This is a genomic window from Euzebya pacifica, assembly GCF_003344865.1.
Classification (GTDB): Bacteria; Actinomycetota; Nitriliruptoria; order Euzebyales; family Euzebyaceae; genus Euzebya; species Euzebya pacifica.
The window spans coordinates 1,285,248-1,306,623 of record NZ_CP031165.1 but is presented as its reverse complement, the minus strand read 5'-3'; the positions used below and the strand labels follow the sequence as shown (position 1 = coordinate 1,306,623).

Annotated in this window: 17 protein-coding genes and 1 tRNA gene; 6 read left to right on the top strand and 12 right to left on the bottom strand. The window is 69.5% G+C overall.

Annotated elements, in window-relative coordinates; all coding sequences use genetic code 11:
- The first annotated feature begins 11 nt into the window (after positions 1-11).
- A complete protein-coding gene (locus DVS28_RS05280) occupies positions 12-956 on the top strand; it encodes a hypothetical protein (RefSeq protein ID WP_114590528.1) in 945 nt (314 codons plus the stop codon).
- Positions 957-970: 14 nt separating this feature from the next.
- Here the strand turns inward: DVS28_RS05280 and DVS28_RS05275 are convergent, their stop codons facing one another.
- On the bottom strand, positions 971-2,269 hold the full coding sequence (locus DVS28_RS05275) for a tyrosine-type recombinase/integrase (RefSeq protein ID WP_114590527.1): 1,299 nt from the start codon (positions 2,267-2,269) through the stop codon (positions 971-973).
- Between the two features lie 87 nt (positions 2,270-2,356).
- Between DVS28_RS05275 and DVS28_RS28175 the strand changes: the two genes are divergently transcribed.
- Both DVS28_RS28175 and DVS28_RS05270 read left to right on the top strand, forming a co-directional pair.
- Positions 2,357-2,436 (top strand) — tRNA-Arg (locus tag DVS28_RS28175).
- Between the two features lie 467 nt (positions 2,437-2,903).
- On the top strand, positions 2,904-3,395 hold the full coding sequence (locus tag DVS28_RS05270; protein WP_114590526.1) for a GNAT family N-acetyltransferase: 492 nt from the start codon (positions 2,904-2,906) through the stop codon (positions 3,393-3,395).
- A 173-nt stretch (positions 3,396-3,568) separates the two neighbouring features.
- Here DVS28_RS05270 and DVS28_RS05265 read toward each other — a convergent pair whose 3' ends face one another.
- Positions 3,569-4,420, bottom strand: a complete 852-nt coding sequence (locus tag DVS28_RS05265; RefSeq protein ID WP_164709955.1) for a hypothetical protein — start codon at positions 4,418-4,420, stop codon at positions 3,569-3,571.
- 747 nt (positions 4,421-5,167) lie between these two features.
- On the opposite strand from DVS28_RS05265, the gene coaD reads away from it, so the two are divergent.
- A complete protein-coding gene (coaD, locus tag DVS28_RS28170) occupies positions 5,168-5,653 on the top strand; it encodes a pantetheine-phosphate adenylyltransferase (protein WP_164709954.1) in 486 nt (161 codons plus the stop codon).
- A gap of 54 nt (positions 5,654-5,707) precedes the next feature.
- Here the strand turns inward: coaD and DVS28_RS05255 are convergent, their stop codons facing one another.
- The 7 genes from DVS28_RS05255 to DVS28_RS05230 all read right to left on the bottom strand — a co-directional run bounded on the left by DVS28_RS05255 (position 5,708) and on the right by DVS28_RS05230 (position 12,853).
- Positions 5,708-6,940, bottom strand: a complete 1,233-nt coding sequence (locus tag DVS28_RS05255; RefSeq protein WP_114590523.1) for an IS256 family transposase — start codon at positions 6,938-6,940, stop codon at positions 5,708-5,710.
- Positions 6,941-7,361: 421 nt separating this feature from the next.
- The gene (locus tag DVS28_RS28165; protein WP_216826411.1) at positions 7,362-7,919 is read right to left on the bottom strand and encodes a hypothetical protein; all 558 of its coding nucleotides are present in this window, start codon (positions 7,917-7,919) and stop codon (positions 7,362-7,364) included.
- A 341-nt stretch (positions 7,920-8,260) separates the two neighbouring features.
- Complete coding sequence (locus DVS28_RS29890) at positions 8,261-9,385, bottom strand: hypothetical protein (protein ID WP_281273523.1); 1,125 nt, start codon at positions 9,383-9,385, stop codon at positions 8,261-8,263.
- The gene (gene mobF / locus DVS28_RS29885; RefSeq protein ID WP_216826410.1) at positions 9,283-9,966 is read right to left on the bottom strand and encodes a MobF family relaxase; all 684 of its coding nucleotides are present in this window, start codon (positions 9,964-9,966) and stop codon (positions 9,283-9,285) included. Before mobF ends, DVS28_RS29890 begins: the two co-directional genes overlap by 103 nt.
- A 235-nt stretch (positions 9,967-10,201) precedes the next feature.
- Positions 10,202-10,945, bottom strand: a complete 744-nt coding sequence (locus DVS28_RS05240; protein WP_114590521.1) for an ABC transporter permease — start codon at positions 10,943-10,945, stop codon at positions 10,202-10,204.
- Positions 10,942-11,925: an ABC transporter ATP-binding protein gene (locus DVS28_RS05235; RefSeq protein ID WP_216826409.1), complete on the bottom strand. Its 984-nt coding sequence runs from the start codon at positions 11,923-11,925 to the stop codon at positions 10,942-10,944. The genes DVS28_RS05240 and DVS28_RS05235 overlap by 4 nt, the downstream gene beginning before the upstream one ends.
- Positions 11,926-12,088: 163 nt before the next feature.
- Positions 12,089-12,853, bottom strand: a complete 765-nt coding sequence (locus tag DVS28_RS05230) for a DUF4386 family protein (RefSeq protein ID WP_164709952.1) — start codon at positions 12,851-12,853, stop codon at positions 12,089-12,091.
- A 154-nt stretch (positions 12,854-13,007) separates the two neighbouring features.
- Here DVS28_RS05230 and DVS28_RS05225 point away from each other — a divergent pair, with 154 nt between their 5' ends.
- Both DVS28_RS05225 and DVS28_RS05220 read left to right on the top strand, forming a co-directional pair.
- Positions 13,008-15,914, top strand: coding sequence for an AfsR/SARP family transcriptional regulator (locus tag DVS28_RS05225; protein ID WP_216826408.1), 2,907 nt, complete (start codon positions 13,008-13,010; stop codon positions 15,912-15,914).
- Between the two features lie 123 nt (positions 15,915-16,037).
- Entirely contained in the window at positions 16,038-16,487 is a 450-nt protein-coding gene (locus DVS28_RS05220) for a cyclic nucleotide-binding domain-containing protein (RefSeq protein ID WP_216826407.1), read from the top strand.
- Positions 16,488-16,493: 6 nt separating this feature from the next.
- Here DVS28_RS05220 and DVS28_RS05215 read toward each other — a convergent pair whose 3' ends face one another.
- The 3 genes from DVS28_RS05215 to DVS28_RS05205 are packed head-to-tail and all read right to left on the bottom strand — an operon-like array spanning position 16,494 to position 21,232.
- Positions 16,494-17,645 (bottom strand): osmoprotectant NAGGN system M42 family peptidase, encoded by a 1,152-nt coding sequence (locus DVS28_RS05215; protein ID WP_216826406.1) that lies wholly within the window; start codon positions 17,643-17,645, stop codon positions 16,494-16,496.
- Positions 17,642-19,453 (bottom strand): N-acetylglutaminylglutamine synthetase, encoded by a 1,812-nt coding sequence (ngg, locus tag DVS28_RS05210; protein WP_114590519.1) that lies wholly within the window; start codon positions 19,451-19,453, stop codon positions 17,642-17,644. Before ngg ends, DVS28_RS05215 begins: the two co-directional genes overlap by 4 nt.
- Before the next feature lie 3 nt (positions 19,454-19,456).
- Positions 19,457-21,232, bottom strand: coding sequence for an N-acetylglutaminylglutamine amidotransferase (locus tag DVS28_RS05205; protein ID WP_114594001.1), 1,776 nt, complete (start codon positions 21,230-21,232; stop codon positions 19,457-19,459).
- Positions 21,233-21,376 lie beyond the last annotated feature (144 nt).

Below are 21,376 nucleotides of genomic sequence, written 5' to 3'. Positions count from 1 at the left end.
ATATTTGGTGCATGTGGGTTGACGTGCTCATCGACGCGGGGGTCGATGTCGCGCTGCCGTCCCCAGACGAGGTCCGTCTCAACAAGGGACCGGCGCTGCGGCTCGTCACCCTCGATCGGCCGTTGCGGGGGCGGGACCTGAACGGTCTGGGCGGCCCGGGTCTCCTCGTCGCCACCCGCATCGGACCCACATTGCGGGCCCGGCTCCAGGCGAATGCGTGGTCGTGGGTGGCCGAGGACGCACAAGCGGCCCATGTCGCGGGCCTGGACATCGTGGTCGGACAGGCACGGGAGACCACCGACCCCGAGGCCCGGCCACGCTGGCCCCGCGGGCACGCCACCTTCGCGATCGTGCGCGCGCTGCTGCTGGCAGGACGAGCCGACCAAGCGACGCTCGCCGGCTGTGCCGACTGCAGCCAGCCGCTGGTCTCACGAACGCTCCGCCGCCTGGCCGGTGACGGCCTGGTGCACGGTCGTCGGGGCGAATGGCGGCCCGGTCCCGACCTGGCCCGTTGGTGGCTGGATCGCTACCCCGGTCCGGGTGGGACGACGCTGCGCCTGTGGGCCCCCGGACGTCCGTGGGACAACGCAGCGACCCTCGTTGACGCATGCGATCAGGAGGGCGTGGACGTCACGCTCACCGGTGCGGTCGCCGCGGACGCGACCGGCCCCTGGACCGACCCGGCCCGCGTGACCGCCTACGTCAACCGGACGCCATCGGCCGACCGAGGCGACCTCGTGGAGAGCAGCGACCCCGAGGCACCCATCCGCCTCGTCGTGCCGGCCGACAACCGCATCACCGCCACCCGATCGGCGAGTCAGAGCCCGGCAGGTCGACGGCTCTGGGTGACCGATCCGCTCGTGACGGCGTGGGCGGTCCGGGACGAGGCGGGACGTTCAGCCGAGGACCAGATCGAACGGCTGCTCGCCCTGTTGCCAAGGCCTGACGGGACCTGAACTCCCCACGTCCGTCAGGCATCGCCGGCGCGCAGCTCGGCCTCGATGCGGGCGTTGCCGAGCTTCTCGTCGTCGCCGAGTGCGCCCACGTACACCGACACCAAGGTCTCGACGCTGTGACCAAGCCGCCTGGCGGTCTCGCCCAGCGGCACACCCGCCCGCAGCCAGGTCGTGGCGGCGGCGTGGCGGCAGTCGTAGACCCGCATCGGGGCCAGGTCGGCCTTGTCAAGCGCGGTCAGCCAGGCCCGTCGCCAGTTAGACCGGGACGGTCGTTGACCGGTGCGCGTCCGGAAGAGCAGCTCATCGCGGCTCTGGAGGCCGGCCTCGTCCAGCCAGTCGCGCAGGAGCGCGACCAGCGGCGGGGGGATCGGCACGTGGCGCGGTCCGGTCTTGGGTTCACCGGAGCCCCCCTCGCCGTCCTCGGCCTCGACGACGTGGATGCTTCCCCAGCCGTCCTCGGGAAGCGTGAGCGCACCGACCCGGAGCATCACCACCTCGGAGGGCCGCAGGCCCGCGTAGTACACGACGGAGGTCATGACCTGGTAGCGGCGGCTTGCCGGCTGGTGGGTGCGCAGCGCGGCCAGTGCCCGAGCCATCTGTGCCGGCGTTGGCAGCGAGCGGACGTCCACGGTCCGAACCCTTGCCACCTTCCGTCGCGATCGGGAGCGAGACCGTCGTGGCCATGGGTCGCTGGGCAGTGCGCCGACGTCGACGGCGGCCATCACACACGCATGTGCCGTCGTCCGGTAGCGGTTCGCGGTGTTGGCCGCCAAGGGGGTCCTGCCGTCCACGCGCAACGTGAGGGCCAGGGCGATCCGGTTGGCGGCCTCGGCGTCCAGCTCGTCCAGGGTCAGGCAGTTGCGGGCCAGCCACCGTTCCCGGGTCTCATCACGGTGGGAATCTGGCGCCAGCGCCCCCACCAGGTATCGCCGCATCCCATCCGGGGTCCGAGCCCTGGGTCGTCGCGCCGCGATGACGAATCGGGCCATGGCGTCCACTGCCGACTCGCGTGTCCGGGGCTGCCACTCCACCCACTGTTCGGCCAGCCAGCGGCGGACCCATTGGTGGACGCCCATCTCGCCGAGGGGCAGCTTCCATGACGCTGGCTCTCCCGTCTCGGGGTCGAACTGGACGCCCCGGCCAGCGGCACGGACCAGCTCGCTGCGATAGCGGTCGGCCTCGACACGACTCCGGAAGGAGCGGCTCCGCTGCCGACCGTCGATGGCGTACCGCACGATGTAGGGCCGCTTGACTCGCGTTCCCGCGTCGCGCTTCTGGATGGAGAAGAACTGGATCTCCTGCACCGGCCGCATGGCTCACTCCCTCCCACGAATTGGCTCGAATCGACCCTATTTCATTGGGAGGAGGTTGGGAGGAAAAGTTTCCTCGGCCATTGATAGGCCGCTGAGCTGGTCTTTTACCCCGATTCACCACTGGTTTCCGGAACCAGGTGTCGGGCGTTCGAATCGCTCCGGGGGCGCAGAAGGAATCGGCCGCTGACCTGCGATCATGCGGGGTCGGCGGCCGATTTGCTTGTCCACCGCTGTCCACCAAACCCCCTCATCCGCCACCAAATTGGGAGGAGATCGGGAGGAGAATGGGAGGAAGCCCGCTCGGGGCGACGAACCCACCCCTGTCTTCCGTCCCCGTGGGGACCCGAGCACAGGTCAGACATCGGCGTCTTGAGCCCGTCGAGGACTGCATCGCGTTCGTCACCACCGGAGGCTGGGGCTACGCCTTCCCGTACCGTTCTCGAGGACGACACACGGCATCCGAGGCCAGAGGACATCGCGGTGGCCCTGAGCTGGAGCACGCGCGAACACACAACCGTGGTTGCGTGCGGCCAGCCACGTCGATGCAGCCGCACACAATGGCTTGCCGCGGACCTGCACCCTGTGCCTGGCAACTTGCGAGCACGGGACAGTTCGATTTGGCAGGCTGCAGCCCATGGCCGACCTCTCGCTGCTGCCGATCGTGGACGACGACCTACCGTTCGTCCGGGCGATGCTGTACGAAGCCGCCTTCTGGCGCGGAGCGGCGGATGCACCTGCGATCGAGGAGGCGATGAGACAGCCGAGCCTTGCCGTCTACGTCGACCGATGGGGACGCCAGGGCGATCGTGGTGTCGTCGCGCGTGTCTCGGGCAAGCCTGTGGGCGCGGCTTGGGTCCGGCTCTTCGATGAGCACAGCCACGGATACGGCTATGTAGACGACGAGACCCCTGAGCTGAGCATGGCGGTCGTGGAGGATCACCGCGGCCGCGGCATCGGGCGATGCCTCATGGCGGCCATGCTGGCTCAGGCACGCCAGGACGGAGTCGCCAATGTCAGCCTGAGCGTGGAACCCGACAACCCTGCACGCTTCCTCTACGAGAGCATCGGCTTCGTTCCGGAGGAGTCGGTAGACGGGGCCCTAACGATGGTTCGTGCCCTGCCGTAGTAGACGAGCTACGCCCAGAGCCGTGGCTTTGCGCGGCGTCGCGAAGGATCCGGTGGCTGCAAGGCCACCCTCTGCCGAAGGACGGGGAGGATCTCCCGTGGCTGCCCACGGGTCCAGCGACGGTGGTGAAGGCGCCTACCTGCCCGTGCGCAACTACGACCGGTACGGCGCGGTCAGTCCGCCGGGGTGAGGACGAACTCCCCATTCTCATCGCGGGACAATTGGGTGCGAAGCGCGATGTCGCCGTTTGCATCGGCCGCTGCCGGGTCAAGGGATCCTGCGGTGAGCACGGCAAGTGGTGATGGGAGATGGGCCGCCTGATCAAAGATTCCCACCTCGATCGCTGCGCCTTTTTCGCCCCGACCGCGCAGATCAAGAGGAAGACCGTCCTGCACCAGTCGCAGGTCAGAGCAGCCGGCCCACCCTGCGCCCGCGAAGACGCACCCCACCAGATCATCCGCGGCCAGCTCCTGAGACACCTCGATGTACACAGTGAACGGTGTGAGACGCTCCAGCGTGCCTGGTGGAATGCCGTCAGCATCCAGCGCTCGTTCCTGCGGTGGCAGCGACACCCAGGGGGTCGGGACGGGCTCTGCGGCTTGGGCTGCCGCGTCTAGTCGTGCGAGCAGGTCGGCTTCGGTGCCGTTGGCGTAGCCCATCCACACCTCCGCGGGGGCTCGTCCCTCCACGGCGGCCAGTTCGACGGGCGGCAGGCTGTACAGCTCGAAGGCGCACTCAAACACCAAGGCGGCGCCCCCGCGGGGGTAGATGGCGACGAACGTCGAGGTGAGCGACGCCTTCGTGCCGAGCAACCACATGCTCGCTGCCGGAACCTCTTCGGTGCGCGCCAATGTCGAGGTGAGCACGGAGAAGCGCTCCGGCACTTGACCAGACAGAACCGTCCCCACGCGCACGACCTGCGAGGTGTCCTCGTCGGCGCGCTCAGCGGAGTCGCGGAGCCGCAGCATCTCTTCCTGGCTGAGCGCGAGCCATCCCGTCGTGGGGCCCAACAGGCCACCGAGCATTACCGGCTCCTCATACGATGGGCCCTGCGGACAGTCGTCTGCGCGGACCATCTCGGCGACTTCATCCCGATCGTGCTCTGGCAACAAGGCCGTCAAGGCGGTGAACCGGCGTTGCTCGACCTCCGACAGTCCCTGGGGGCCCGAGCCCGCGGGCCCGTCGGCGGGACTCTGACCGCACGCGGCGACCACAAGGGCCACGCATACGAGAACCCCCAGGACGGCGCCGGGACGACGGCCCGTCACGTACAACCGACTGGCTCCGAGTGAGGACAGAGGATGCGTCTCTTGGCCTCAGCCAGCAAGCGCATCGACGCGACCCTCCAAAGTTTGAGACCTCCAGGCCTGACCTGCACCCTCAGGTGACGGACAACGTCCACCCGCCAAGGCCCCTGACCATCGCACATGTCGGCTCACTGCGTCACGCCCGCAGTCGGGCGAACTGGATTCCCTCCTGAGCAGCGCGCCATGAGGGCCGGGCATTGAATGCCCGATACCTGCCGACCGCCAGCCGTTGGGAGCAGCTGCTACGCGACCCTTGGAGCGAGCACAAAACCGTGGTTGTGGGCGGCTTTCGGGGATCCTCTCCCGCGCGTAACGACGTGCCGGTACCATCTGCTCTCCCACGTTGCATGTGCATGGGCAACGAGTGGGTCGGGTGCGTACCATCCCGTAGTGCGAGACGGGGATCATGCACGCACGGAGCCAACTCCACCACTGGCCCCAGATCGTTGCTTTATGGTTCCACCGATGGCTACCGCGATCTACCCTGGCAGCTTTGACCCCGTCACGCGTGGCCACGTTCACGTCGTGGAGCGCGGACTGGTCATGTTCGACCACGTGACCGTGGCCGTCGGCATCAACGACGAAAAGAGCCCGACGTTCACCGCCGACGAGCGCCTCGACATGCTGCGCGCGGTGTTGCCGTCCGACGACAGACTGTCGATCGTGGCCATCGATGGTCTGATCGCCGACTACTGCCGGGCCCACGGTGTCAATGCGATCCTGCGGGGTGCGCGCACCATGGCGGACGCCGCAACGGAACGCCAGTTGGCACTGATGAATGGCCACCTGCAGGGCTCCGTCGAGACGGTGGTGGTGCCGAGCATGGACTACGGCTACGTGTCGTCCTCGCTGATGCGCGAGGTTGTCGGCAACGGCGGCAGCGTCAGCGGCATGCTTCATCCGTCGGTCGAGCAGCACCTACAAAGTCGATTGCACGCCGATCGGCCATGATCCCGAATGCCCGATCACGTCCCGGCGGGTGGTGTAGAAGTCCGTGCGCTTGATTCAGTTGGTCACTGCGGGGATTGACGGTATCTGATCGTCGGGGCGGTCGAGGAGGGGTTCGAGGGTGACGGCGGCCATGTAGCGCCGCGGAGCGGCGATGAGTTCTTCGTTGACCTCCACCAGCAACGCGCCGACGAGCCGGATGACTGATTCGGGGTCGGGGAAGATCTGCACGACATCGGTGCGGCGCTTGAGCTCACGGTTGAGCCGCTCGATCGGATTGTTGGACCAGATCTTTGACCAGTGCACGGGTGGGAACGCCGCGTAGGCGAGCAGGTCGTCCTCCATCGCCTCAAGCCGCTCGGCCACCTTGGGCGCCACGGTCTCGAGTTGTTGGCAGACGGTGCGGAGCTGGGCGCGGGCGGCCTCGCCATCGGGCTGGGCGAAGACCGTGGAGATCAACGCGCTGATCAGCTGCCGCTGGCTGTGGTTGGCGACGGCGAGCAGGTTGCGCTTGGCATGCACGCGACATCGTTGCCATCCGGAGCCCTGGAGGACCCGTCGGATCGCGGCGCGCAGGCCGGCGTGGGCGTCGGAGATCACCAGTTGGACCCCGTTCAGGCCGCGGTCGACGAGGTCGCGGAGGAACTCGGTCCAAAACGTCTCGTTCTCGGAGTTGCCGATGTCGACACCGAGGACCTCGCGGTGACCGTCGGCGCGGACGCCGGTGGCGATCACGACGGCCTTGGAGACGACCTGGCCGTGCTCGCGGACGTGGACGTAGGTGGCGTCCAGCCAGATGTAGGGGAACGGCTGATGATCCAACCGGCGGCCTCGAAGGATGGCGACGTCGTCATCGATGAGCTTGCAGATGCGGCTGACCGTTGACTTGGACACGCCCGAGTCGACGCCGAGCGCTTTGACCAGGTCATCGACTTTCCTGGTGGAGGTGCCGGTGATGTAGGCCCGCATGATCACCGCCCACAGCGCCTTGTCGATCCGCCGGCGTGGCTCCAGCAGCTCAGGGAAGAACGACCCTTTGCGGAGCTTGGGAATGCCGACCTCGACATCACCCGCCGGGGTAGACAGCAGCTTGGGCCGATGCCCGTTGCGCAGGTTGCTGCGGGCTGGGGTTCGTTCACCGTGGTCGGCGCCGATCTTGGCCGACACCTCGGCCTCGATCAGTTCCTGCAAGGCGGTGCCGAGGATCTCGGCGATGGAGGTGGTGAGCGTCGCGTCGGTCCCGATCAGGGCGTCAGCGAGCTCGGACAGGGCAGACTGGCTATGGGTCATCGTGCGTGCCTTCTTTGCGTAGGAGCTTTGGAAGTTCGCACGGTGGCCCGCCTACACGGCGGACCTGCTCCTACACCACGTGATGGGACTCACCCGAATGCCCGGCCTAGGCCCTCACCAACTAGCAGAAGGCAGCTATCAAGAAGCCTGTGCTAGCCATGCTTCCCCGGGCGCGCGCGACCCATCAACGACGCCCCATCTCTTCAGCGGTGTCGACCCGAGCAGCGCCTACTGGTACTTGGCCATACCAGGCGGGCGGACGTAGCCGTGGTTGTGCGCGGCGTATCAGCAGCCGCGCATGATGATCGGCCCGCTCAGTCGCGGTTCAGGCTGCCCACGGGCACGGCCCGTGCTGCGCTGCCGGGGTTGCACACCGTCGACCGCTTGCGCAGTCGTCGGAGCCTCGACCAACCCGGACGGTTTAGCCGTGCCGAGGACCTCGGTGTCCAACGGGGCGCCAGCGCACGCCCACATCAGTCATCAACAGCGTCTCCGCAGGTTCCGCTGAGCGGAAGTCCGCCATGAACGCCGAGTCAACACCGGCATTCACCTGGGCGGCAGTGAGGTCGTCCAGCCGCATCTCCACCGCCTCGAGAGCGCCGCCCCGATGTACTGGAGACAACCCCAGTCGCGTGCCGATCACAATGTCGGCGACCTCAGACGTCGCCGGGCGAACCGAGCTGAGATCAGCCTGGGCCATGATCGAGAACCCGTCGTTGATGAATCGTCTGGCGACGCGCCAGCGCAGATCCTGATCGGCCTGCACGTCGATGTCGGCCGCCAGGTGCACGCCCGGGAACGCCCGCCCACCTGCCAGGACAGCCAATCGGCTATCGGTGTGGCGAACCGGCACGAAGACGGCACGGGAAGGCCGCTGAACCGGTCCGACCTCGCATGAGATGCGGTGTGCGGCGGCCCGCAGGGTGACACCCGCCGACGGGGGCATCGGCCATGGACGCATCCGCTCAAGTTCGATCATGCAGCATCCGACGACCACCCCTCCGTTGGCTCCCAGATGCGGACGGACCTGATCGGGAAGGTGGCCCACGACCTCCGAGGGATCGACCCATGCGTTGACCAACAGGCGCCGCCTGATACGCCCGACGATGGTCCCCAACCTCCAGTCTTGTGCCACCCCGACAGCGTATGACCCCGGCGCGTCAGGAGCATGTCGGCCGTCCGTCGTCTACTCGAAAGCCGTGGTTCCGCGCGGTCTTCCGGTTGGTTCCCCGGTGCTCATGACGCCACTTCTGGTATCCGGGGATATCCGAGCCGTGGGATCGGCACGCGTGTTGAGTGGGGCCGTCCCCATTCGCAGGACTACTCGTCGAAGAGCTTCGGCTGCGCCGGGGGAAGCTCGGTGATGCTGGAAGGGGCCGCCGCAACGATCGCTTCGACCAACGCGTCCCGCTGGTCATCGTTGTGCACTTTGATGTCGAGGTGTGGCATGGCGCCCTCCCCGGATCGCATGAGCGGTCTATCGCTCACCATGGACAGCTCGTGTTCCAGGAGGGAGACGATCTTCGCGGCTGCCTTCTGTCTGTCCCCATGGTCTTGCCAGCGTGCCGACATCCCGATCGTCGCTGCGGAAAGCAGCTCGTGCCCCTGGAGCACGATGGTCGCGGGCGTGGCCGTCAGCCCGATCACGGAAGCCGCCTCCATCCGTGCCCGGTCGAGCAGGATGTCGAGGCAACGCTTCACTTCTTCGGGCTCCTGCTGCACGCCTGGGTCGAAGGGGATGAAGTAGAGCGGGCGTGGGTTCTGCTCGCTGTCGTCGGCGCGCGGAAGCACGACGATCGGCTGCGCCAGAACCGACTGCAGCGGCTCTGGTACGTCTCCGGCGATCGCCTGGGCGGTAACACCCGCCACGTCAAGGTCGATCCCGACGACGCCCGAGGTGGCTGCGGCCACATCGTCCTCAGCCAGCTGGGCCGCGAGGTCGTCCAACGTCTCATTGAGTGCGTTTGCATCATCCGCACGAGTGAGCCAAATGGCGGCACCGAGGATCTCACGGCCGGGCTGGGCTCCCGCGACGAGGGCCACGTCGCGTGAACGGGCCAGGATCTTCAGCGCCTGCCGGGTCGTGGAAGAATTCGTGCCGAACCCGGAAGCCTTGCATTCCCACACCGGCCAGGCGGTGCCGCCCGGGGCAGATGCGAGCATGTCCGGCTGCGGCGCGCCTCGCAGCTCCAGATCGACGGCAAGCTTCTCCTCCAGTTCGCCGGAACAGACAAGCTTGGCACCGACGGCGTGCACCGCGTACCCAGCGTCGCGAAGCACCGACTTCGGCGACGTCGGCGACCCTGCGGTGGGCAGTTGTTGCTGCATCCACAGCAGCAGGTTCAGCTGGAACGTGGGATCGGCGAGCACACCGAACCGGCCGGTGAGCCCGTCGGCGAGCAACGCGTTGTAGTGCTCCAACAGCGCCACCAACGCTGCGTGCAACGGCCGTCCGTCGAGCGCCCGCCACCGCCCGTCGCTGCTGGTTCGCACCTTGTTGGAGACCCGACGTGGGTGTGCACCTGCGGATCCCCGGCCCGGGAGTCCCAATGGTCAAACGCCGCGGCGATCAGCCCGTCCACATCCAGCTGCAGCACGCCCCCGTGAGGGCCCTTCGCACCGGCACGGGTGGCCGCCACGTCGCGCTCCATCAACGCCAGCACGTCACGGACGGCCGCATGGTGGACCTCGACGATCCCCCTGCGCGTTGCGTCGTCAGCGAGCGCCCACCACGCGGAGACCGACTTGGGCACCGAGAAGGTCAGGTCATAGCCGGCCACGGCACGACGGGTGGGCCGGGCGGCCTCCTCCGCAGTGATCCGGTCCGCGGTTCCCCGGGCCACTTCGGCCGGGAGTTGCCGCAGGCGGGCCGCGACACGTTCCGCGACGGTCGTGGACCGGGGATAGGCGTGGCCGAGCTTCCCGCCGTTGACTGGGTGCCGGCCCGCACCCAGCAGCAGCGCGAGGTGGTCCTCGGTGACCTCCGCTCCCTCGGCAAGTCCGACGGCGGAGAGACCGGAACCCAACCAGTGTCGGGCGTTCGAATCGCTCCGGGGGCGCTTGGGACAGCAACGCATAGCGTTGCTGTCTCGCGCCCAAAGGGCGCTCGAGGTCCCAAGCGCCTACGGCGCGTCTCCTCCCAAGGGGGCTCCGCCCCCTTTCGAACCCCCGGGACGACGGCCGACTCTGCCCCGCCACTCGTGATCGAGGCAGTGCCACCTCGGTCGTGCTGGCCGCGGTCTCACACAGCCGCGACATGGCCTACTCCCAGCGGAAGAACCGCGTCGCGAGGCCGCCGGCAACGATGGTTGTTGCCACGAGCACGAGCAGGCTGGTGGCGGTCGGTGTGGCTCCTGCCCAGGCGTCGCTGAGTGCCTGCACGGCCGCGCCGGGGGGCGTCCGCGCGCTGAACGCCTGGAGGCCCTCCGGCATGATCTCCAGCGGCAGGTAGATGCCCGCGAAGAAGAGCATCGGGAAGTACAGCAGCATGCCGGCACCGACGCCTGTCTGGGCGGTCGGGACGAGCGCGCCGAGCAGCGCACCGATCGACAGCAGCGCTGCGCACGACAGCACGAAGGCGAGCAGGAACCACCCAGGTCGCTGTGGCACCGGCAGGTCGAAGGCGAGGACCCCGACGAGCACCGCGCCCGCGGTCCCGATCGTGACGGCGACCGCCTGGACGACCAGGTGAGCGCCGACCAGGAGCCCGGGGTGGGCCGGCGTGACCGCGAGTCGTCGCAGGATGCCCCGTTCACGGTCGAGGCCGAGCGCCTGCGGCAGCATGGCGATTCCGAGCGTGAGGAGCCCGAGCACGGCGGCTGCCGGGGCGTAGATCTCCACGAGGCTCTTGTTGCCGAGCGCCGGGCTGACCTCGGTCGCGCCCGGGAAGACGTTGCCGATCACGAGCAGCAGCACGGCCGGGAACACCAAGCCGAAGCCGACCGCGACCGGTTCGCGCAGGAAAACCTTGATCTGGGCACGGGTGAGGGTGGTCAGGGCGGTCATCGTGCCACCTCCTGGGCGTCGTCGAGGGTGCGGCCGGCAAGGGCCACGAAGGCGTCGTCCAGCGTGGGCTGGTCGACCTGCAGCCGACCGGGGACGATGTCGCGCGCGGCGAGTAGCGACACGACCGAGAACAGCATCCGTTCGTCACCCGTGACGACGAACTCGTCGCGGACCCGGTTGACGCCCGAGACCTCGGGCAGCCGGCGGATCCAGTCCTCGTCCAGCTGCGCGGTGGTGGAGAAGCGCAGCTGCTGCTCGAGCCCGGCGCCGTCGACGAGTCCCGCAGGCGTGTCGACCGCGACCAATCGCCCACGGTCGAGCAGGGCGAGCCGGTCGGCGAGGCGTTCCGCCTCCTCCATGAAGTGCGTGACGAGCAGCACGGTGACGCCGCTGTCGCGGAGATCCTCGACCAGCCCCCACGTCTCGCGGCGCGCCTGGGGGTCCAGGCCCGTCGTGAGCTCGTCGAGGATCACCACCCGGGGTCGACCGACGAGCGCCACGGCGATCGAGACGCGCTGCTGCTGGCCGCCGGACAGCTTGGCGTAGCGCGTCGAGGCGACGCCGTCGAGGCCGAGCTGGCCGAGCAGCTGCTCGGTGTCCAGCGGGTCGGGGTACAGGCCCCGGAAGGTGTCGATGATCTCCCGTGCGGTCAGCTTGTCCTGGAAGCTGCTCTCCTGCAGCTGCACGCCGAGCACGTCGCGGACGCGGCCGCGCTCGGCGACCGGATCTTGGCCGCAGACGCGGACGCGGCCCGCGTCGGGCGTCCGCAGCCCGGCGATCGACTCCACGGTGGTGGTCTTGCCGGCACCGTTCGGGCCGAGGATCGCGAAGATCTCGCCCTCCTCGACGGTGAACGTGACGTCGTCGACGACGGTGCGACCGTCGTAGGCCTTGGTCAGTCCCCGCACCTCCACGGCGTGGGGCCCGGGGCGCGGGTGTGTGTCGTCCGGCGCGGTCATGCGCATGCTCCTGGTGGTCATGTCGATCCTCCCAGACCGAGGATCGTCCTTGCGTACACCGTCACCGCGAGGCAGACGGCGAGGTAGCCCGCGTTGACGGCGGCGCGAACCAACCACGGGCGTCGCGACAGGTCCATGTTCGTGGCTCCGGTGGGACGGGTCACGCAGCACGATCACGGCCGCGTCACCGGCTCCGCCGGTTCGCTGCGGTCGCAGATCGTCCGACACGCATCTTCTGGGTGTGGGTGCCGCGGACGAGGTGGATCCCGACCCAGGTGAACCAGACGATGCACCCGAGGCCGAAGAGGCTCGTGGTGGCCTCCGCGGCGATCAGCGACGTGGTCGCGATGCCGGCGATGCCGGTCACGACACCGATCCGGTTGAGCCAGACGGGCAGCGTCCCGCTGCGCAGGGCGGCCATGCTGATCAGGCCGATCCACAGGCCACCCACGACCTCGATGCCGCCACCCATGCCGTCCATGATCAGCCGGGTGGTGCTCCAGGCGGCTGCGGCCCTGTCGCCGTCGATCTCTGCGAGCGTGGCGACGGTGTTGCCGCCGACGATGGCCGTCATGCCGACGGCGAACATCAGCGTCGCCCAGATCAGGCCGAAGATCGTGCCGGCCCGGGCCATCGTGGGTGCGCTACTGCGGACCCGATCGTGGATCGCCGGGGCGAGCACGACGAGCCCGCCGCCGAAGACGAGGTAGATGACCGCATACCAGACGTGCAGGATCGGCTGGTTGTCGACCAGGAAGGCGACGTGGGTCGCGGGGTCGATGGCCAGCGCCCCGTAGTCGGCGCCTGCGATCACGGTGCCGTAGACGGCGAACCCGACGATGAAGGTCGCGGCCTGGAGGATCGCGGCCCAGCCGCCGGCACGCTGGCCGGGCAGCCGGCTGCCGGGGAGCACCGCGTCGGTGGTCGCCTGTCGAAGAGAGGTGTTCATGGTTGGTCCGTTCGTCGCGGCCACGGTTCTCCGTCGCCTTGAAGGCACCATTCCCGACCACGGTGGAGCCTCGGTTGAGCGCGGGTTGAGCCTGTCAGCCTGCAGACGGGCAGAGCGGATCTGGCAGACTGCGGCGCACGACAGAAGGGATGGCGTGCCGGTGCTGCAGATCGCGCTCCTGGGCGGGGTCCGCGTCCGGGACGATCAGGGGGAGCTCGACATCGGCCCGGCCAAGTGCCAGGCCGTGCTCGCCGCCCTGGCGCTGTCGCCCCGCACCGCGGTCTCCGTGGCCGAGCTGATCCGTGCGGTCTGGGACGACGACCCGCCACGCACCGCCGACAAGACCCTGCAGTCCTATGTGGTCCGACTCCGCAAGGCCGTCGGGGCAGCGACCATCGTGCGTGTGGGCGCCGCCTACCGGCTGGACGTGGACCCTGCGGCGATCGACGTGGCGAGGTTCCTGCAACACCTGGCGGCGGGGGACGACACGGCCGCCCTGGCCGAGTGGGGCGGCACGCCGCTGGCCGGCCTCGAGTCCCCGGCACTCCAGCCTGCCGTGGACGGACTGGTCGAGGGCTGGCTCGGGGCCGTGGAGCGCGACCTCGGCCAGCGCGTCGCCGATGATCCCGAGAGTGCCCTTGCAGACCTGACCGAGCTCACGAGCCGTCATCCCTTCCGGGAGCGGCTCTGGGAGCTGCTCATGGTGGCGCTCTACCGCGCCGGCAGGCAGGCCGACGCGCTGGCGGCCTTCCAGGTGGCCCGCAGCCACCTCGTCGACGAACTCGGTGTGGACCCGGGACCGCGCCTCCGGCGGGTGGAGGCGGCGATCCTCAGCCAGTCGACGATCCTGCTGGACGGCGAGGCGGCGCCACGGGATGCCCCACCCGGCCCGTCCGCGACCACCCCCGAGGATGCGGCCATCCCTGAGGATGCGGCGAACGCGCTCCCACGGCCGCTGACGCGCCTGGTCGGGCGCGACGACGACCGCCGGCGGGTCGAGTCGGCACTCGACCGGGCCGCGGTCGTGACGCTCGTGGGGTCCGGGGGGGTCGGCAAGACGCGCCTCGCGCTCGAGGTCGCGCGCACCAGGACCAGGGATCCGGACGCCGGCGCGTGGTTCGTGCCGCTGGACGAGGTCCGTGCCGCGCAGGACGTCGACCGTGCCGTCGCCGCGGTGGTGGGCGCGCGGGAGGTCGCGGGCAGGGATGTCCGGGCGGGGGTGCTGGCGCGTCTGCGGGAGCGTCGGGGGGTCGTGCTGCTCGACAACTGCGAGCACGTTCTGGACGGTGCTGCCGCGATCGCACTGGCGGTCGCCTCCGCCTGCGAGGGGATCCAGGTCCTGGCGACGTCGCGGGAGGCGCTCGCGATCGACGGGGAGCACCTCGTCCAGCTCGGCGGCCTCGACCCCACGCACGGTCCCGAGCTGTTCGCGGACCGGGCCAACGCCGTGCGTCCCGACTTCGACCTCGACGAGGAACGTGACGCGGTCGAGGAGATCTGTCGCCGGCTCGATGGCCTGCCGCTGGCGATCGAGCTCGCCGCTGCGCGGGTCGGCACCCTCACGGCGACCGAGATCGTCGACCGTCTCGATCGACGCCTCGAGCTGCTCGCCGGCCACCGACGTGACCGCCACCATCGGCAGCGGACCCTCCGGGCGACGCTGCAGTGGTCCCACGACCTCCTCAACGCTCGTGAGCAGTACGTCCTCGCGCGGCTCTCGGCCTTCTCCGGTCCGTTCGACGCACCAGCTGCCCGGCACGTGGCCTGGCCGGACGAGGCCCACGATCTCGACGTGGCCGACGTCGACGACCTGCTGGGGCAGCTCGCCCGCCGATCACTGCTCGTGGTCGACTTCGATGCACACGGCAAGCGCTACCGGCTGCTGGAGACCGTCCGGCAGTTCTCGGCGGAGGTCCTGGGCGACGGCGAGCCAGCCGCAGCGACCATGCGGCGCCATGCCCTGTGGTGCCGAACGGAGGCACGACAGCTGCGCCAGCTGCTCGAAGGACCCGATGAGCTCCAGGGAACCGCAGGCGTTGTCGAGCTCTGGCCCAACCTCCGTGCAGCCTTCGGCCGCGCCGTCGCAGCAGGCGACGCCGGGCTGGCGGCGGCCGTGGCAGAACCACTGTCCAGCGAGCTCGCCATGCGCGGACGCCTCGAGGTCGGTGAATGGGCCGAGCAGCTCCTGCCGCTCCTCGCTGACGAGGGCGAGGAGGGCCGGCTGACCTGGCTGCTGTGGGCGACGCAGCGGCTGGCCGAGCTCGGTGACGCGGCCGGCCTGGATCGACTCATCGCCCGCTACGGCCATGGCGACCACCCGATCGTCCGCCACGCACGTGCGCTGGTCACGCCGGGCGGCACCGAGCTGGTGGATGCGTCACGCGAAGCCGTCACCTGGCTCCGCGGTCGCGACGAGTCCTACCTCGCCGACTGGATGCAGATCGTGGGCGTCGCCGCAGGGCTCCTTCGCGCCGGGAACTTCGCCGAACACGACCACTACGTCACGGACCTGACCGACCGCCACCGGGAGGGCGGGCCGCCGACGTTCGTGCACTGGACGCTGTTCATGCGCGGGTACTCAGCACTCCTCCGGGGCGACTACCCCGCCGCCGAGCAGCTGTTCGACGCCGCCGCTGCGGTCCGGATCCCGGCCGGCACGTTCTCGGCCAACGGCCCCGCGACCGCCCGCGCTGCGTTCCGCAACGGCGACCACCGACAGGGCCTTCGGCTGCTCCGCGACCACATCGTCGAGCTCCTCGAGGCCGACGTCACCCTCGTGCCCAGCCGCCTCGCCGCACTCGAGTTCATCACCATGCACGCGGCAGTCGGTCGCCTCGACGCCGCGGCTGTCGTGCTCGGTTTCCTCCGCGAGACGGGCGACTTCGGTGCGCTCGCGATCGACACGGTCGCCGCAGCCGCGGCCAGCAGGATCACCACTGACCCAGAACACACCGCGAGCATCCAGCGAGGCGCCGATATGGACCACCTGGACGCGCTGGCCTTCATGCGGGACATCCTGAACGACGGCCCCCGTCACGACGCCGTGCGTCACCGAGCATGATTCGGTTGGCCCCCGCGTTCCGACGGGTGCGACCTGTCTGATCCTGCGGCCGTGTATCACCGGGGCCGGCCGGCCCTCCAGAGAAGCATGTCCATCGCACCCACGCTTCCGGAGGCCCGCCCCATGCGCGACGCCATCACCGCGCCCGACGACCTGCGTCCGTCCACCTGCTTGCGGATCGGCCTGACGCTGGACGAGGCGCTTGCCCCACCCGTCCTGCCCATCCCGCTCGACCCGTCGGAGGTCGATGTCGCCAGGCGCATGTTCACCATCGTGTCGGTGACCGACGGCGACCGCCTGGCCGTCCCGGGCCCGCCCTCGCCACGCGCCTTCGTGATCGTCAGCGGGCGCGCCGTCGCCAGCCGTCCCGGCCATCGTGACCTCGTCATCTCGCGCGGCACCACGATCGGCCTTCGCTGCATGCGGCAGCGGCGGATCCAGCTGCGGACCGTGCATGCCCTCACCGACATGCAGCTGCTGCTGATCCGTTGCTCGGCTGCTGATCAGCTGGACGCGGCGCTCCCCCGCCTCGCGACCGCCCTCGACCGGTGCGTCGACGGCGCCTGCTCCTGAGGTCGGTCAGGACGGGTCGACCTTCAGGCCGACCTCCTGCTCCTGCTCGGGGAACGTCTCCACCGGCCCGACGGGTTCGGCGTCGTGGGCGAAGATGAAGGGCACCTGCAGGTACCCGGCGACGAGCTGGGCGATCCGCTCGACCCCGTCGATGTGGGTGCGCTCCCAGCCGTGGCTGGCGTCGGTCCCGAAGCCGATCAGCGCTGCGCGCATCTCGGTCCCGGCCTCCAGGGCCGCAGCGATGTCGGAGCGGTAGAACGTGAACAGGTCCCGCTGGTAGGGGATGCCCAGGTGACGGCACATCGCATCCATCCGCCGGGTCAGGTGGTAGTCGAAGGGCCCCGACATGTCGTGCATGGCGATGTTGACGGTGTCCTCGCGCGAGTGCTGTCCCGGCGCCACGACCGCGGCGTCGATCGACAGGGTCTCGGCCACGTCCGGGCCCAGGTTGGTCGCGCCCAGGCCCACCTCCTCGGCGACGGTGCAGACCAGCGTCGCGGTCACGGGGACGGGCAGGCCGGACTCCTTGACGGCCTTGAACGCCGCCATGGCCGCCGCGACGCCGGCCTTGTTGTCGAGGTGGCGGGCGTTGATGAAGCCCGAGTCGCTGATGTAGGGCAACGCATGGGGGGCGACGAAGTCACCGATCTGGATGCCCAGCGCCCGTACGTCGTCGGGACCCTCCACTCGTTCGTCGATGCGCACCTCGACGTTGTCCCAGGCGACCGGTTGGGTGTCGACCTCGATGTCGAACGCATGGCCGGAGGACTTCAGCGGCAGGATCGTGCCGGTGTAGCTGGTCCCCGGTTCGTCGGTGAAGATCGTCACCCGCGCACCCTCGGCGAAGCGTGCCGCCCACGTCCCGATCGGAACGACGCGCAGCCGTCCGTTGGGCTTGATGTCCTTGACCATGCAGCCGATCGTGTCGGCGTGCACGACGACGACCCGCTTGAGGTCCTCGCGTTCACCCGTCATCTCGGCGTGCAGGACGCCCCGACGGGTCAGCTCCACCGGCAGCCCGAGGCGTTCGACCTCCTCGCCCAGCAGCCGCATGATCTCGTCGGTGCGACCGGTGGGGCTGGCCATCTCCAGCAGGCGCACCATGAGGTCCACCATGTAGTCGCGGTCGATCTCCAGCAGCTTGGGCTCGGTGGTCACTCGTCGGTCGCTTCCTCGGGGGTGTCGGTGCGGGGCAGTCGGGCGGGGACGCCTGCGGTCCGGCGGGTGCGCGGGAAGAGCAGGTCGAGGAACGCCTGGGCGGTCGGCTGCGGTTCGTGGTTGGCCAGGCCCGGGCGTTCGTTGGCTTCGATGATGACGTACTCGGGACGTTCCACATCCGGGACCAGCAGGTCGATGCCGACGACGGGGATGTCCAGGACCTCCGCCGCGGTCACGGCGGCCTCGGCGAGCGTCGGGTGCAGGCGTGCGGTGACGTCGTGGATCGTGCCGCCGGTGTGCAGGTTGGCGGTGCGACGCACCTGCACCGTCCGGCCGGCGGGGACGATGTCGTGGGTGGCGAACCCCTGGTCGGCGATGGTGTCGTAGGTGTGGTCGTCCAGCGGGATGACGGACTCGCCGCCGGTGGCGGCCTGCCGTCGTCGGCTCTGGGAGCCGATCAGCTGGTCGAGGGACTTGCGTCCGTCGCCGACGACCATGGCCGGCCGACGTACCGCGGCGGCGATGACCTTCCCGTCGATGACGATGATGCGCAGGTCGTCGCCGTCGGCCAGCTCCTCCATCAGCACGATGGGGCAGACCCGGGCGGCCTCGTCGATGGCCCGCATCAGGTGGTCGGGCGTGCGCACCCCGACGGTGATGCCGTTCCCCTGCTCGCCACGGGCCGGTTTGACGACGACCTCGCCGTGGGCGTCGAGGAAGGTCAGGTCCTCGGCGTCGCGCCCGACGACACGTCCGGCCGGCACCGACAGGCCAGCCCCCTCCAGCAACCGACGGGTCAGGCGCTTGTCGTCGCAACGGGTCATCGCCACGGCGGTGGTCAGGTCCGACAGCGACTCGCGGGTGGCGATCGTCCGACCGCCGTAGGTCAGCTTCATCAGCCCCGACTCGGCGTCCACCACGTTGACGGCGATGCCCCGGCGATGGGCCTCGTCGGCGATGATCTTCGCGTACGGGTTGAGCTCCCCCTCCTCCCCCATCGCGGTGTACAGGCCCTCGTTGATGGGGTTCTTGCGCTTGACGAGGAAGACCGGGACACGTTCGAAGCCGAGCTTCTCGTACAAGCGGATGGCGGCGGTGTTGTCGTGCAGCACCGACAGGTCCATGTAGGCCCGGCCACGTGCCTTGAACCGTTCCGACAGGTGGCGGACCAGCGCCTCGCCGACGCCGGGGCGGGCGGTCTGCGGGTCGACGGCCAGGCACCACAGCGACGAGCCCGACTCGGGGTCCCCGAAGGCCTCGGTGTGGTCGATGCCGGTGACGGTGCCCACGATCTCGTCGCGGTCGGTGTCGACGGCCAGCAGGTAGACCACGCCGTTGTGCCGGTGGTTGGCCGACATGACATCGGGTTCGGCCGTGACCATGCCGCAGGCGGCGTAGATCCGGTTGATCTCCTCGGCGTCGCCCGGCCGGTCCATGGGCCTGACCACGATGCCCTTCACCGGGTCCCTGCGGCTGCGGTAGCGGTGCATCCACAGCCGGTAGGTCAGCGACGGGTCGATGAACAGCTCCGCCGGCGTGCTGCCGACCAGCACCTGCGGGTCCCGCAGGTACATGGCGATGTCGCGCTGCCCGGCACCCTCGTCGAGCAGCACGTCGCGGATCGAGCCGTGGTCGGGGAAGGTCTGTCCGAAGATCAGCCGGCCCCAGCCGAGGTCGACGGTGGACTCGGGCGTGAGCCCTTCCTTCAAGCCCTCGATGGAGGGTTCGTGGTGGCCGGTGGACAGCCGGTCACCCCGGTTGACGCGTGGGTCGAAGCGCTTGGGGTTTCCCGGGTTGGGGGACGCCATCGATCACACCCCGTGTGTCTGCAGCCACAGCTCGAGCAGCGCGAGCTGCCAGAGTCGGTTGCCGCGCAGCGGTGTCAGGTCCTCGTTGGGGGCCTCGAGCAGTCGGTCGGTGTAGGCCGGCGCGAACAGGCCGCGCTGCCGGGCGGTGTCGCCGGTGACGGCACCACGCACCATGTCCAGCACCTCGCCCTCCAGGTACTTCAGCGCGGGGACGGGGAAGTAGCCCTTGGGACGGTCGATGACCTCGCTGGGGATGACCTTGCGACCGGCGGCCTTGAGCAGGCCCTTGCCCCCGTCGGCGAGGTGCATCTCGGGCGGGGCCGAGGCCGCGAACTCCACGACCTCGTGGTCGAGGAAGGGCACACGTGCCTCCAGCCCCCACGCCATCGTCATCGAGTCCACGCGCTTGACGGGGTCGTCGACGAGCATGACGTTGGCGTCCAGCCGCAGTCCGCGGTCCAGCGCGCTCTCGGCACCGGCGGCGCCGAAGTGCTCGGCGACGAAGGCCCCGGAGGCATCGTGGTCCAGCTGGTAGGCAGGCGACACGACGTCGGCCATGTGGTCGTGGGGCCGGTCGAAGAACGCCGCACGGTACGTCGCCAGCGCCTCCTCGGGGGTGACGTCGGCCAGCGGCGGATACCAGTGGTAGCCCGCGAACAGCTCGTCGGCCCCCTGGCCGGACTGCACGACCTTGATGTTCTTCGCGACCTCCTGGCTGAGCAGGTAGAAGCCGACGCAGTCGTGGCTGACCATCGGCTCGTTCATCGCCGCGATGGTGGGCGGCAGCGCCTCGAGGGTGCGCAGGCCGGGCACGCGGATCTGGTGGTGATCGGTGTCGAACTCGCGGGCGATGATGTCGGAGTACTCGAACTCGTCACCCGCCTCGCCACGGATGGCCCCGAAGCCGACGGAGAAGGTGGACAGGCCCTGCTGTCCCTGCTCGGCCAGCAGGCCGACGACGAGGGAGGAGTCCAGCCCACCGGAGAGCAACACACCCACGGGCACGTCGGCGACCAGGCGGCGCGTGACCGCGCGACGCATGACATCGAGGGTCCCGTCGACCCAGTCGGCGTGGGTCCAGTCCGAGCGGTCCTCGCGGCGAGCCCACTCGGCCTTCCAGTAGGTGCGCTGGCTGGTGGTCCCGTCGCCGGCGATCCGCATGATCGTGGCCGGTGGCAGCTTGCGCACCCCGCGCAGGATGGTGCGGGGGGCCGGGACGACGGAGTGGAACGTCAGGTAGTGGTGGAGGGCGACCAGGTCGATCTCGGTGTCGATTCCGCCACCTGCGAGCAGCGCGGGAAGGGTCGAGGCGAACCGCAGCCGCCCGGCACCCTCCGCCAGGTACAGCGGCTTGATGCCCAGGCGGTCACGGGCAAGCACCGTCTCCCCGGTGCGCTCGTCGTGGATCGCGAAGGCGAACATGCCCTGCAGGCGGTCCAGCAGCCCCTCGCCCCAGTGCATCCAGCCGAGGAGGATGACCTCGGTGTCGCTGGTGGACCGGAACGTCCAGCCCGCCTCGGTGAGCTCCTGCCGCAGCTCCGGGTAGTTGTAGATGCACCCGTTGAAGACCAGCCCGTGGCTGTCGCGACGCATCGGCTGGGCGCCGGCGTCGGACAGGTCGATGATCTTCAGCCGTCGATGGCCGAGGGCGACGCGACCAAGGACTTCCATCCCCTGTCCGTCGGGCCCTCGATCGTCCATCGTCGCAGCCATACGGGCCACGGCTCGATCATCGGGATGGCGTCCGTCGAAGCGATGCTCGCCGGCGAAGCCGCACATTGTGTCGTCACACCCTTGGGTGGGATAGAAGGTCAAGGTCGGATCGTCGGGGTCGCCCGACCCGAGCCCAGCGGGGCGTCGGTGACATCGGCGGGCGGCCTCGATCTGGTCACGCATGGTGCCCAGTACTGGCCTCGGTCATAC

What these genes read in the sequence shown, in the direction of transcription:
- DVS28_RS05280 (WP_114590528.1), top strand. Translation starts at nt 12, where the DNA reads ATGTGGGTTGACGTGCTCATCGACGCGGGGGTCGATGTCGCGCTGCCG.
- DVS28_RS05275 (WP_114590527.1), bottom strand. Translation starts at nt 2,269, where the DNA reads ATGCGGCCGGTGCAGGAGATCCAGTTCTTCTCCATCCAGAAGCGCGAC.
- DVS28_RS05270 (WP_114590526.1), top strand. Translation starts at nt 2,904, where the DNA reads ATGGCCGACCTCTCGCTGCTGCCGATCGTGGACGACGACCTACCGTTC.
- DVS28_RS05265 (WP_164709955.1), bottom strand. Translation starts at nt 4,420, where the DNA reads ATGCTCGGTGGCCTGTTGGGCCCCACGACGGGATGGCTCGCGCTCAGC.
- coaD (WP_164709954.1), top strand. Translation starts at nt 5,168, where the DNA reads ATGGCTACCGCGATCTACCCTGGCAGCTTTGACCCCGTCACGCGTGGC.
- DVS28_RS05255 (WP_114590523.1), bottom strand. Translation starts at nt 6,940, where the DNA reads ATGACCCATAGCCAGTCTGCCCTGTCCGAGCTCGCTGACGCCCTGATC.
- DVS28_RS28165 (WP_216826411.1), bottom strand. Translation starts at nt 7,919, where the DNA reads ATGATCGAACTTGAGCGGATGCGTCCATGGCCGATGCCCCCGTCGGCG.
- DVS28_RS05240 (WP_114590521.1), bottom strand. Translation starts at nt 10,945, where the DNA reads ATGACCGCCCTGACCACCCTCACCCGTGCCCAGATCAAGGTTTTCCTG.
- DVS28_RS05235 (WP_216826409.1), bottom strand. Translation starts at nt 11,925, where the DNA reads ATGACCACCAGGAGCATGCGCATGACCGCGCCGGACGACACACACCCG.
- DVS28_RS05230 (WP_164709952.1), bottom strand. Translation starts at nt 12,853, where the DNA reads ATGAACACCTCTCTTCGACAGGCGACCACCGACGCGGTGCTCCCCGGC.
- DVS28_RS05220 (WP_216826407.1), top strand. Translation starts at nt 16,038, where the DNA reads ATGCGCGACGCCATCACCGCGCCCGACGACCTGCGTCCGTCCACCTGC.
- ngg (WP_114590519.1), bottom strand. Translation starts at nt 19,453, where the DNA reads ATGGCGTCCCCCAACCCGGGAAACCCCAAGCGCTTCGACCCACGCGTC.
- DVS28_RS05205 (WP_114594001.1), bottom strand. Translation starts at nt 21,232, where the DNA reads ATGTGCGGCTTCGCCGGCGAGCATCGCTTCGACGGACGCCATCCCGAT.